The following is a 10,661-nucleotide window of genomic DNA, read 5'->3' as shown; positions in this document are numbered from 1 at the left end:
AGGGAAGTTCGGAGGAACGAAGCGTCATCGGGATCGCCCGGGCAAAAGTGTTGGGTCCGGGTACCGCAGGACATCGAGGGTGAGGTGGTCTCCGGTCGAGCAACCGCGATCCCCGCAGTCCCGGCAGCAGGCAGGTCGGATAGGCGGATACAGAAGGCCGGTGCAGTAGCAGGGCCGGCGGATGGTGTAGCAGTTCCTTCGGGGCCCTGGTGCCACAGGCATCAGGGCCCCTCCACGCCGGGACCCACGAGATGCGACGGCAATGGACGGCCGCGCCCCGAGGCACGCAGTGTGTGCGCAGTCCCAAAGGTGCCGGCGTCTGAAGGTATTTCGTGGCTGCCGCCCGTGCGTGTGTCGGTCACACGTCAGGCCGACATGTGTGTCGACCGGGCGGCATGGTGAGGGCGCAGTCGTCCACGCACGCCAACTTCCCGGTCGATGAGCAGGACCGATGTTCCACCACAACCGCGCCGCGTGTGGAGGCGAAACACCCCCTTTCCGGTGTCGTCTGCCATGCGGCGCACGGCCGTAGGGGCGCCCTGATGCGTGGCTACTTCATCGACGACCTCCTTCTGATAACTCCGCTCCACCACACCGACGGCGTACGCCTGTTCGGTGAAGTCATCGGCGCCCACAAAGTCCCCCTCGCGCTTGCCGTGACCGATTACGCGCGTACCGCTGCCGAGATCACTGTCGACCTCACCCGAGTGCGATACCTCTCCAACAGCGTGGTGGAGACCCTCGTCGCCCTTGCGCGCAGCCTCAGCCCGCCCCAGCGCCTGCGCGTGCTGGCCGGTCCCGAACTCCGCCTCACTGAAAGGCTGAAGCGCCACGGCTGGGACCAGATCGACACGCTGCGCCTGAGTGGCGCGTGACTCGGCAAATCCGCGGCGGCACTCCCGCGCCCTGAATCGGCACGGTCCAGGGCGCCCGTCGGCTCCTTTCCCGGGTATCGTGACGCACCGTATCCAGAGTGCTTCCGAGGGGCCATCAGCATGCAATGGTTGCGTGTGCGCCAGTGGGCCTCGGCTCTCGCCGAGGTCGCTTGATCAAGGCCGTGCCCCAAGGGCACTCTGAGCGGGTCCCGCGCGTGCATTCGATGGCGGCGGATTTTGTCGAGTGATTGAAGGATGCATGACCACGTCTCAGTTCAGTCGTCGTGACGAAATTGCCGCCGAGCAGGCACGCCTGCCGCAGCCGCAATGGCAGAACCTGTTCGTCGCGCCCGCCTACCCTGAGGGTTTCGCCGAAGAAGACGAGCAGGAATGGACCGAGGAAGCAGCACCCTCGCTCCAGCTCCGTACCCGCGGGGCTCGGCGTACCCATGGTCGTGCCGCCTAGACAGTTGCTGAGGTCCCGGTGCGCCGGGGCAGCCCGTCCGACCAGGCCTCCGGCTCTCTCGTCGATATGCGTCGAGAGAGCCGGAGTTCAGCCCGGCGTCCCCGCCCGGCCCGGTACGCGCTTCCCTCCATTTGCCGTATCCCAAGGGTGGTAGTTCCCGCTCCCCGGAGGAGTCACGACGACCGCGGCGTGTGAAGGGGGATGGTTGGCCGGTGAATGGGACGACAGAGGCCGGAATCTTCACTCGCAGGTTCGGAATGCCGCCGCGCGACAGCATCCCAGCCCTGGTGCTCGTACACGGGCTCGGGCTTTCGGGGCGGTACTTCGTGCCGCTCGCGCGACGGTTCGCCGCGCGCGGGGCGGCCGTGCTGGTGCCCGACCTGCCGGGCAACGCGCGTTCGCGGGCCGCCGCGGCGCGTGCGCCCGGTGTCACCCAACTCGCGCTTGCCCTGGCGCACTGGCACCGGCGGCTCTCCCTGGGGCCGACTCTGCTGGTGGCCAACTCGGTCGGCTGCCAGGTGGCCGCGGCATTCGCCGCCCGTAACCCGCACATGGTCAGTGGCCTGGTTCTGGTCGGTCCGGCCCTTGATCCGGGTGCATCGGGCCGGCGTCAGTTCGGCCAACTTCTCTGTGACGTACCTCGTGAGCCCGTACGCCTGCTCGGAGTGGCCGCGTCGGACTATCTGGTGACCGGCCCCTTGCGCTGTGCCGCTTCGTTCCGGCGTGCCCTCCGGGACTCGGCCGAGTCGTTCGAGGCGAACCTGGCGCAGGTCCGCGTGCCGACGCTCGTCGTACGCGGCGAGGGCGACCCCATCGCGTCGCGTTCGTGGATTCGGCGGGTGGCATGCCTGGTCGACGACGGACGAACGGCAGAGATCCCGGGCGCGGCCCATGCGGCCCACTACAGCGCACCGGATGCCATGGCGACGCTGATCCAGAAGTTCATGGCGAACGAGTTGCGAGGACCTGCGTGATGGCGTCACGACATCCCGGCCCCTCGCAGTCAGGGCGGACAGAACGGCCTTCCCCGTGGCTGCGTCTGCTGCCCGGTATCTCCCCGAAGCGCCGCGGCTTCGTGCTGGCCTGGTGGGGGTTCACGGTCACCTTCGGCGGGATGCGTCTGCTGACGTGGCTCATCCACATCGACGTGGCCGGGGTCGGTGACATGGAAGCCGGCGGAGTGCACCTTCACCACTATGTGTGGGGAATCCTCATGCTCATGGTGGTCGGCGCGGCAGGCCTGGTCGAACGCTCGGCGCGGGCACGCGCCTGGATGGGGCTGGCCTACGGAGTGGGCCTGGCGCTCGTCATCGACGAGGCGGCCCTGTTGATCAGCCTGGAGGACGTCTACTGGGACACCGAGGGCGGGCTCAGCATCGCCATCGCCATCGCGGTCATCGCCGTCGCGGGAAGCGTCCTGGCTCTCACGCGAGGACGCCGCGCCTCCCGGACCGACCGGGACGACGACGCCTGACGCCGCTGCCTGACGTCATGGGAGCGCCGTGCACTCTCGCCGCGGGGCTTGATCGTTGACGGGGGTGCTGATTGGCTGGCCGCCATGACGGAACGTGGGCCCGGCGCCTGGCCACCTGCCCCGATCAGGACCGAGAGGCTCGTGCTCCGTGAACCCGAGGCCCGGGACCGTGCGGCTGTCATCGAGCTGCTGGCCTCGTCGGAGGTGGGCACATACCTTGGCGGCCCCCAGCCGCGCGATGCGATCGAGCGCGAGATGCCGGGTGCGCCCAGCCGGCGCCCCGGCCGTTTCATGGTTGATCTCGACGGAGCGATGATCGGCCAGGTCACGCTCTACAGAGACACGGGGCACCTCCGTCAGGCTGCCGGAAAGGCCGAGCTCGGTTACCTGTTCCTGCCGCGGGCATGGGGCCACGGATACGCCGCCGAGGCATGCGCGGCAGCACTCGACTGGTTCGCCGGCGAGGCTCCCGGCGAACCGGTCGTGCTTGCCACCCAGACCGCCAACACCCGCTCGATGCGCCTCGCGACGAAGCTGGGGTTCATCGAGGTAGAGCGCTTCCGGTCCTACGGCGCCGAGCAGTGGTTCGGCATGTGGTCCCCGGTCACTGCGCCCGATTGAGCGCGTGCTCACGGATCGGCGAATCCGCAACGTCCACCACGGATTCGGCGTCCGCCAGAAGGACGCGCTCAACTCCCGCTCATTCGGCAGGAGTTATGGCCGTCAGTCATGGTCGATGACGATCGGACCACGGTCCGTCCGGCAGCAGAGCGTCGAGCACGGCCAACAACTGCGGTGGCTCCACCGGGTCCGGCAGCGAGTCCAGATCCGGCCACGCCACCCATACGTGTGTGTCCAAGGCGGCCTGCTCATCGGGGAGCAGGCCGGTTCGCAGGAGCGGAGGTCGCTCGCCGGTGAACTTCGCGACGAAGAAAAGTTCGGTCCCGATGTACCGCTTGCCGTTCCACCACACGTCACGGTCGACCGGCACGGAGCGATCGAGCACCGCGGCCGGGTCGAGTCCGGTCTCCTCCGCCAACTCGCGTCGTGCCGCCACCAGCGGCGTCTCGCCCGGCTCGATGCCGCCACCGGGCGGCTCCCAGAGCCATGAACCGTCGAACGGGTCACGCCAGCGCAGCAGAAGCAGGCGATGGGCGGCGTCCAGACAGATGACCCGGGCTGCGGGCCGGTGCGTCGATTCCACCGCCCTGACGCTAAACGGCACCCGGAACCCCATCAAGATTTGAGCTGCGTCGATTCCCCATCGGCCAAGAACGGGCGCAGCAGGGCGAGCAGGGCGTCCGGTCGGTGCAGCGGGATGATGTGGCCGCAGTCCTCGATGACGTGTCCGGTGAGATCGTCGGCGAACGGACGGAGCTGGCGCTCCAGCGCCGCGCCGACAGGGTGGGCGCCCAGCGCCAATGTCGGGACGGTCAGGCGGGCAGTGCTGACTGCCTGCTCGATTTGTACCGCGCTTTCATGCAGGGCCCGGTAGTACGAGAACGCGCAGCTCAACGCCTGGCGGCCGGTGTACGCGCGGACGAAGGCGTCCCGGATGACGGGGCGCACCCCGTCGCCGAGCGTGCCGGAGCGCAGGAACCAGTCGATGTAGGCGGCCTCGTGTCCCTCCAGCACGGTCTCGGCGAGGCCGGGCTCGGCGGAATGGAAGCCGAACCACCACGGCGGCCCGTCGGCAAGAAAGTCTTCGGCACCCGGCAGCCTGCCGAGCAGGGATTCCATGACGACCAGGCGCTGGACGAGATCGGGTCGGCGCAGGGCGAGGAGAAAAGCGGGCGCGGTGCCCGCGTCGATACCCACCACCGCGGCCGAGGACACTCCGAGCGCGGTCAGAAGTGCCTCGGCGTCCTCGGCCAGGGTGCTCGCGTCGTACCCGGAGGTGGCCCGGCTGCTCGCGCCGAATCCGCGCAGGTCCGGGGCGATGACGCGGTAGCGTCCCGACAGACCGGCCATGACATCCGTCCACAGCTCCCAGGTGTGCGGGAAGCCGTGCAGCAGCAGGACGGCCGGCCCGGATCCGGAGAGGGCGACGTTCAGTTCGACTCCATTGACGCAGACGCGTCGTAGCTCAGGCATGCAGGGGCTCTCCCAGTGTGGGTGTGATGTGTGATGAGGGAGGGTGACAAGGTCACCTTAAGGAACTACCTTGAGTGCCCCAAGACGGCACTTTTCTTTCAGGTGGTGAGTCCCAGGTGACCACGTCGAGGCCCCACGAGAGTGGCCGGCGGCCCGGTGAACGCGGTGATGTGCTGGACCCTCTCTGCCCGACACGCCAGTTGCTCGACCGCGTCGGCACCAAGTGGACGTCGATGACGGTCAAGGTGCTGGCCGAGGAGGCTCCGGACGAGCTCCGCTTCGCGGAACTGCGGCGCCGGATCCCGGGCATCTCTCAGAAAATGCTGTCCGTCACCCTGCAGAGCCTGGTCCGCGACGGCCTGGTCGTACGTCGCGTGGAGCCCACCGTGCCGCCCGCCGTCCACTACCGGCTCACCGATCTCGGCCTGTCCCTCGAAGAACCGCTCGCCGCTTTGCGGGTCTGGGCCGAGACACATATGCCGGAGATCGACCGCAACAACCAACTGGCCGAGGAACCGCCCTCCAGTTGAGACCGTGTGGTCAGCCCCTTGGGCTCGGTGCCATGGCATCGGCGCTACGAGCGGCGGGGCATGGATGTCTCTCGCAACAGAAGCCCTGCCGATGCCCCCACCAGGCCTACGAACACGCAGCTCACTGCCACCATCCCGTTGTCGGCAGCCCGCATCCCTGCTCCTGACACGGCGAAGAACAGCATGCCCAGCACGGCGACTCCCAGCGAACTCGCCGCCTGTTGTGCCGTGTTGACCGCGCCGGACGCCGCGCCCGCCGACCCCGGCGTCACCCGGGTCAGGGCCGCGCCGATCAGCGACGGGAGCAGAAGTCCGTTGCCGAGGCCGTTCAGGGCGAGGGCGGGGAGGAGGGCGGCGGCGTCGGTCCCGGTACCGGAGAAGGCGAGTTGGACGATCAGCAGGGAGAGGCCGACCACCACCAGGGCGCCCCCGGTCCCCGGCGACCACCTCCCGAACCGTGCCGTCAGCCGGCCGCTCAGCAGCGAACCCACACTGAACAGGACCGCTTGGGGGAGGAACGTCAGCGCAGCGCTGAGCGGCGTCATGCCCAGACCTGCCTGGAGCAGCAGCGCCAGCGTGAACATATAGGCCCCGAAGTAGAGCTGGAAGAGGCCGACCGCTCCCAGCAAGGACAGGTAGGGGCGGTTGCGGAACAGGGCGGGATCCAGAACCGGTTCACCGCCGCGTGCCCGCAGGCGCCGCTGCCGGCGCCATGTCAGCGAGCCCGCGACCGGCGCCGCTGCCAGGCACAACCACGTCCATACCGGCCAGCCCGCTTCCCGGCCGAGCGCGGACGGGATCAGGAGCAGGGCCAAGGTGGCCGTCACCCCGAGGGCACCAGGTATGTCGAACGCCCGTCGTACTCCTGCCAGTTGGGGCAGCACACGCAGGGCGAGCAGTGTCGCCGCCACACCCAAGGGGACGTTCACCAGGAACACCGCACGCCAGCCCAGCCCGAACACGTCGGCCTCCAGCAGGACGCCGCCCGCGAGTTGTCCTGCAATCGCGCCGATGCCGCCGACCGCGCCGTACCAGGCTGTGGCCCGGCCCCGGTGTTCGGCAGGAAAGCGGGCGGTGACCAGGGACAACACCTGCGGCACCATCACGGCTGCCGTCACGCCCTGCCCCAGACGGGCCGCCACCAAGTGTCCGGGATTCTGAGCCAGGCCGCACAGCAGGGATGCGAGAGTGAACGCGGCCATGCCGAGGACGAAGGTACGGCGGTATCCGAAGCGGTCGCCGAGTCTGCCGCCGGTGACGAGCCCCGCCGCGTAGGCGAACGCGTAGCCGGACACGATGAGTTCGAGCGCGGCGTCGCTCGCCCGCAGGTCCGTGCGGAGCGCCTCGGTGGCGAGTTGACGACGAAGAGGTCGAAGCTCGCCATGAAGGTGGCGGTGAGCGCGACAGCGAGCATGCGCCAGTCGGCGGGGGAGGGCCGTGGTGCCGGCGCTGCCTGCCGACGAGAGGGATACCGGGTGTCTGCCATGGATGCCATCGATATCATCGACATCGAATGTCTATCAAGTGGTCGAAGCGGTAATCTCGGCTTCCATGAAGCTCTCGCAAGGCGTCGAGTGGGCCGTGCACTGCTGCCTGCTGCTCATCCAGGCGCAGCCCGGCACGGCCGTGCCGCGCACCACCCTCGCCGGCTACTACGGGCTGCCGGACGCGTATCTCGCCAAGCACCTCAAGTCCTTGTCCGCCGCCGGTGTGCTGCTCGCCACGTCAGGGCCGCGCGGCGGGTTCCGGCTCGCGCGGGACCCCAAGGAGATCAGCGTGCTCGATGTGGTGGAGGCGGTCGAGGGGGCCGCGCCGGCATTCGTCTGTACCGAGATCCGGCAGCGCGGTGCATGTGCTCTGCCCGCCGAGCGGTGCACCACGCCCTGCGGCATCGCGCAGGTCATGGGCGACGCCGACCAGGCCTGGCGGCAGTCGTTGAAGTCCGTCACCATCGCCGACCTGGGCGACCGGCTGGCACCCGAGCTCCAGCAGCGGGCCCGCGCCTGGCTCCAGGACCCGACGGCACCCCTGCCGCCTTTCGCGTAGCCGCCAACACGCAGGGGCCGCTCGGCCGCTTGGGTACGGGGACCTCAGGACGTCACTCGAAGAACTTGAGGCTCCACCCGGTGTTGGTCTCCGCCCCGGGGACGTTGGCCCGCTTGTAAGTGGTCTCTCCCCACCAGGCGAACGTACCGGAGTACCAGTAGCGGTTCTCCCAGGAGTACGGCGTCCCCTTCGCCACCGCGTGGAACATGGAGGGGAACCTGTTCCCGGCCGGCGGGCTCGTGTTGATGTCACCGTCGAGCAGGACGAAGCTGTGATGGCCGGGGCCGTCGACGTACAACGTCGGGTCCCATCCGGTCATCATCGTCTCCCGATGGGAACCGAACAGGCAGCCGTTCGACTTGTACCAATCCCATACGTACGTGGGGTCGCCGCCGGCCCTCAGCCGAAGATCGGCGAGGCAGTACTGGCTGCTCCAGCTGCCGTTGGCGGAGTAGACGATGTGCAGTTGCCCGTTCGGATCCTTGATGGCTTCCGGGGCCTCGTTGATGTAGGGATTGCCGACCACGCGCTCCCAACTCTCGCGCGGCTGCGAAATGACGGACCGATCGCCGGTCGGCGTGGTCGGATCGCTCATGCGGGCGATGTAGAGGTTCTGCTCGACGTTGGTGTCACCGGCCCACCCCGACCAGACGAACCAGCGCTGTCCCTGAAAGGTGAACAGCGTGCCGTCGATGGCCCACTTGTCGTCCGGCAGCGCCAGCTTCTTCGCAGCCGTATAGCCGCTGTCGGCGTTGGCGGAGCTGATGACGTACATCCGGTGGGCGGAACTGCGGCCGGCCGAGAAGTAGATGTAGTAGCGGCCGCCGTCCCGGACGATTTCCGGGGCCCAGACCTCGCCCAGGTCGCCGGTGTCCGACCAGACCTTCTTCGCGGGCGCGGAGGCGAGGCCGTCCAGCGACGAGGCCTGCCGTACGACGATGCCCCCGTCGGCCGACTTGACGGCGATGTAGGTGCTGCCGACCCGCAGCACGCTGGGGTCCGCGCCGTTGAGACCGGTCGCACCCTGGGCCGCGTCCGCTTGCGCGGGGGGTGCTCCTTGCGCGGTGTCGGGCAACGACAGGGAAAGCGGGAGGGCGAGTGCGCTCGCCAGGGCGAGGGCGCCGAAACCGAAGGAGCGTCTGAAGACCTTCATGGGCTCTTTCCCTTGCGGCCCGCTGCGTGGATGACGCCCTGCCGGCAAGGGGAGCCGGCGGCGGACGGCGTCCATCAAGAGGCTGCGGCGTTGGAGACTCTGACCGTGGACGCCCGCCCGTACGCGTTGTTACATCGTTGGAAGAGCGCGTACTCACAGGCTCCCGAATGGCGGTGGTCATGTCAACGCTCAGGGCAGTACAACGTTTACCTCGGGATGAGGCGGCTGTCAGGGCCTGAGCCGCGCGCGGTTCACGCGCGGCCAGGCCGAGACGGCGGTGCTTGCGCCGGGGCGGCCGGCGCAAGCGAGGGGTCAGCGGATGGAGGTGACCCGCTGCTCCTTGAGGGCCGCGCAGTTGGAGCCGTACACCGAGACGTACACGTTCTTGATGTTCCCGCCCCAGTCCACGCAGTGAGCCTTGCCGTACACGGAGGCCGGTCCGGCGTAGGAGGTGAAGGTGCCGCTGTCCGAGTCGCCCTGGTCGGTGTCCTCGACGTAGACCCATGCCGACATGTCGACGGCGGTGCCAGGGGTGCTGCGGATGGTGGCGACACAGTTGCGGCCGGTGGTGGAGTTGTAGGTCAGGTAGACGGTGCCGAGTGAGCCGACGGGCGCGGAGTTGACGGTCTTGTAGGCGCTCCCGCAGACCTTCTGAGGCGTGGTGTTGGGAGCGGCGGAGGCCGGCGAGGCCAGAACGGCGGTGGATCCCGCCGTCAGGGCTGCCACGGCGGCCACGGACAGCATGGAACGGGTGAATCGCATATTTCCCCCATGGTGTTTGTGGAGTGGTTGCTCCTGCTTGGTGTGACCGGCCGGACATAGGAATGGTTGTTGTGTCCGATGTGAAGTGGCTTGAATGTGGGGGAGTGGCCGGGAAACGCCTATGGAGGCCGTGGGGCGGGGGAAACGGAAGGATGTGCACCGGGTGTCTGCCTCTTCCGGACGGGCATTGGCAGCACATGACTTCACTACTGATGGCGACGGGTGAACTGGCCCAGGGCAGCAGACCGGACGGGCCTCCGTGGCTGAAATGGGTGCTCGTGGCGGTCGTCGTGATCGTTGGCCCGTGGATCGTCTACAAGCTGTACCAGGACGGCTACTTCACCAGGCGGCGCTGACGGAGCCGAGCGATGCGATCGAAGGGCGTCCCTCGGAAGGTGTGCTCGAGCTCAACCCCGGGCTGTCCGCCGGGACCGCTTCGCGTCGCCTCGTGACCTTCCGCCGATGAACATGGCGATCAGGCCCAGGGCCACGACGATGCCCATGATGACGAGCAGCGCCGAGCTGGCGCCGGCTGCGGCCAGCATTGCCGTGTTGCCGCGGGTTTGCATGGTGAGCGCGTATCCCTCTGGGTATCCGACCGGTGCGGTCGTGCGGAGTGGGCGTGAGTGGTGAAGGAATTCTGGCTGGGGCGTCGGCGTGTGCTCGGCATTGACCGTCGTAGTCACCGAGGGGTCGGGGTCGGCGCACGTGCGGGGCGGTCCCCGACTGGAGGCCGCCCCGCACGGATCGTGTCTGCATCTAGTGCTTGCCGATGTCCTTGGTCTTTTCCTTGGCCTGGCGGGCGTCACCCATCGTCTGCTGGGCGCGGCCTTCGCCGGTGAGGCGTTCGTTGCCGACGGCACGTCCTGCGGCTGCCTTGGCGGCGCCGGTGGCCTGCTCGGTCTTCGCCTTCGCCTTCTCGTTGGCGGTCATGTCCGCTCACGCTCCCTTGGCATCGACATCATGTACTCACCCTCCGCCTGGCCCCTGGAGAGCCCGGCAAACATCGTCAGCACGTACAGAGCATGTCTCGTTCACGGGATCCCACCTGCATGAACAGGGCGGGAGGGGCAGTCCACGGTGCGATCGCATGCCCGCCGACCAGCAGAAGAAACGCGTATTTTGTGTGTTTGTAGGTGTGAGTTAAGAGCACATGGTGGCCAGGAGGTAATAACAATGGTTCCCCTGCTTCTGGTTCTTCTGCTGGCTCTGATCCTCTTCGGTGCGGGCTTCGCCCTGAAGGCGCTGTGGTGGATCGCGA

General features: G+C 68.2%; 15 protein-coding genes and 1 pseudogene. 9 read left to right on the top strand and 7 right to left on the bottom strand.

Going from position 1 to position 10,661, the window contains the following annotated elements; all coding sequences use genetic code 11:
• Positions 1 to 542: 542 nt before the first annotated feature.
• From AB0J02_RS43360 to AB0J02_RS43340, 5 genes are all read left to right on the top strand, one after another.
• On the top strand, positions 543 to 875 hold the full coding sequence (locus tag AB0J02_RS43360) for a hypothetical protein (protein ID WP_363199438.1): 333 nt from the start codon (positions 543 to 545) through the stop codon (positions 873 to 875).
• A 259-nt stretch (positions 876 to 1,134) separates the two neighbouring features.
• On the top strand, positions 1,135 to 1,341 hold the full coding sequence (locus tag AB0J02_RS43355; protein ID WP_363199437.1) for a hypothetical protein: 207 nt from the start codon (positions 1,135 to 1,137) through the stop codon (positions 1,339 to 1,341).
• A gap of 257 nt (positions 1,342 to 1,598) precedes the next feature.
• Positions 1,599 to 2,315 carry an alpha/beta hydrolase gene (locus AB0J02_RS43350; protein WP_363199436.1) on the top strand — a complete coding sequence of 239 codons (717 nt, stop codon included), beginning with the start codon at positions 1,599 to 1,601 and terminating at the stop codon, positions 2,313 to 2,315.
• Entirely contained in the window at positions 2,315 to 2,815 is a 501-nt protein-coding gene (locus AB0J02_RS43345) for a hypothetical protein (protein WP_363199435.1), read from the top strand. The genes AB0J02_RS43350 and AB0J02_RS43345 overlap by 1 nt, the downstream gene beginning before the upstream one ends.
• Positions 2,816 to 2,899: 84 nt before the next feature.
• Positions 2,900 to 3,436, top strand: a complete 537-nt coding sequence (locus tag AB0J02_RS43340) for a GNAT family N-acetyltransferase (RefSeq protein WP_363199434.1) — start codon at positions 2,900 to 2,902, stop codon at positions 3,434 to 3,436.
• Positions 3,437 to 3,542: 106 nt separating this feature from the next.
• Here AB0J02_RS43340 and AB0J02_RS43335 read toward each other — a convergent pair whose 3' ends face one another.
• Both AB0J02_RS43335 and AB0J02_RS43330 read right to left on the bottom strand, forming a co-directional pair.
• The gene (locus tag AB0J02_RS43335; RefSeq protein ID WP_363199433.1) at positions 3,543 to 4,019 is read right to left on the bottom strand and encodes an NUDIX domain-containing protein; all 477 of its coding nucleotides are present in this window, start codon (positions 4,017 to 4,019) and stop codon (positions 3,543 to 3,545) included.
• Positions 4,020 to 4,051: 32 nt separating this feature from the next.
• Positions 4,052 to 4,909 carry an alpha/beta hydrolase gene (locus AB0J02_RS43330; protein ID WP_363199432.1) on the bottom strand — a complete coding sequence of 286 codons (858 nt, stop codon included), beginning with the start codon at positions 4,907 to 4,909 and terminating at the stop codon, positions 4,052 to 4,054.
• 116 nt (positions 4,910 to 5,025) lie between these two features.
• Here AB0J02_RS43330 and AB0J02_RS43325 point away from each other — a divergent pair, with 116 nt between their 5' ends.
• Positions 5,026 to 5,439, top strand: coding sequence for a helix-turn-helix domain-containing protein (locus tag AB0J02_RS43325; RefSeq protein WP_363199431.1), 414 nt, complete (start codon positions 5,026 to 5,028; stop codon positions 5,437 to 5,439).
• A gap of 44 nt (positions 5,440 to 5,483) precedes the next feature.
• Here the strand turns inward: AB0J02_RS43325 and AB0J02_RS43320 are convergent, their stop codons facing one another.
• Positions 5,484 to 6,860, bottom strand: coding sequence for an MFS transporter (locus AB0J02_RS43320; protein WP_363199439.1), 1,377 nt, complete (start codon positions 6,858 to 6,860; stop codon positions 5,484 to 5,486).
• A gap of 130 nt (positions 6,861 to 6,990) precedes the next feature.
• On the opposite strand from AB0J02_RS43320, the gene AB0J02_RS43315 reads away from it, so the two are divergent.
• Complete coding sequence (locus AB0J02_RS43315) at positions 6,991 to 7,485, top strand: Rrf2 family transcriptional regulator (RefSeq protein ID WP_363199430.1); 495 nt, start codon at positions 6,991 to 6,993, stop codon at positions 7,483 to 7,485.
• 52 nt (positions 7,486 to 7,537) lie between these two features.
• Here the strand turns inward: AB0J02_RS43315 and AB0J02_RS43310 are convergent, their stop codons facing one another.
• Together AB0J02_RS43310 and AB0J02_RS43305 are read right to left on the bottom strand one after the other, a co-directional pair.
• A complete protein-coding gene (locus AB0J02_RS43310; protein WP_363199429.1) occupies positions 7,538 to 8,638 on the bottom strand; it encodes a glycoside hydrolase family 43 protein in 1,101 nt (366 codons plus the stop codon).
• A gap of 312 nt (positions 8,639 to 8,950) precedes the next feature.
• On the bottom strand, positions 8,951 to 9,400 hold the full coding sequence (locus tag AB0J02_RS43305) for a spore-associated protein (RefSeq protein WP_363199428.1): 450 nt from the start codon (positions 9,398 to 9,400) through the stop codon (positions 8,951 to 8,953).
• 197 nt (positions 9,401 to 9,597) lie between these two features.
• Here AB0J02_RS43305 and AB0J02_RS43300 point away from each other — a divergent pair, with 197 nt between their 5' ends.
• A complete protein-coding gene (locus tag AB0J02_RS43300; protein WP_363199427.1) occupies positions 9,598 to 9,756 on the top strand; it encodes a hypothetical protein in 159 nt (52 codons plus the stop codon).
• 51 nt (positions 9,757 to 9,807) lie between these two features.
• Here the strand turns inward: AB0J02_RS43300 and AB0J02_RS43295 are convergent, their stop codons facing one another.
• Both AB0J02_RS43295 and AB0J02_RS43290 read right to left on the bottom strand, forming a co-directional pair.
• A complete protein-coding gene (locus AB0J02_RS43295) occupies positions 9,808 to 9,969 on the bottom strand; it encodes a hypothetical protein (protein ID WP_363199426.1) in 162 nt (53 codons plus the stop codon).
• A gap of 190 nt (positions 9,970 to 10,159) precedes the next feature.
• Complete coding sequence (locus AB0J02_RS43290) at positions 10,160 to 10,333, bottom strand: CsbD family protein (RefSeq protein ID WP_363199425.1); 174 nt, start codon at positions 10,331 to 10,333, stop codon at positions 10,160 to 10,162.
• A 243-nt stretch (positions 10,334 to 10,576) separates the two neighbouring features.
• On the opposite strand from AB0J02_RS43290, the pseudogene AB0J02_RS43285 reads away from it, so the two are divergent.
• A pseudogene (locus AB0J02_RS43285) lies at positions 10,577 to 10,661 on the top strand (hydrophobic protein); the annotation flags it as partial.

The sequence above is a fragment of the Streptomyces sp. NPDC050264 genome (genome assembly GCF_040655895.1).
Lineage (GTDB): Bacteria > Actinomycetota > Actinomycetes > Streptomycetales > Streptomycetaceae > Streptomyces.
This window is presented reverse-complemented; position numbering and strand designations above follow the sequence as displayed.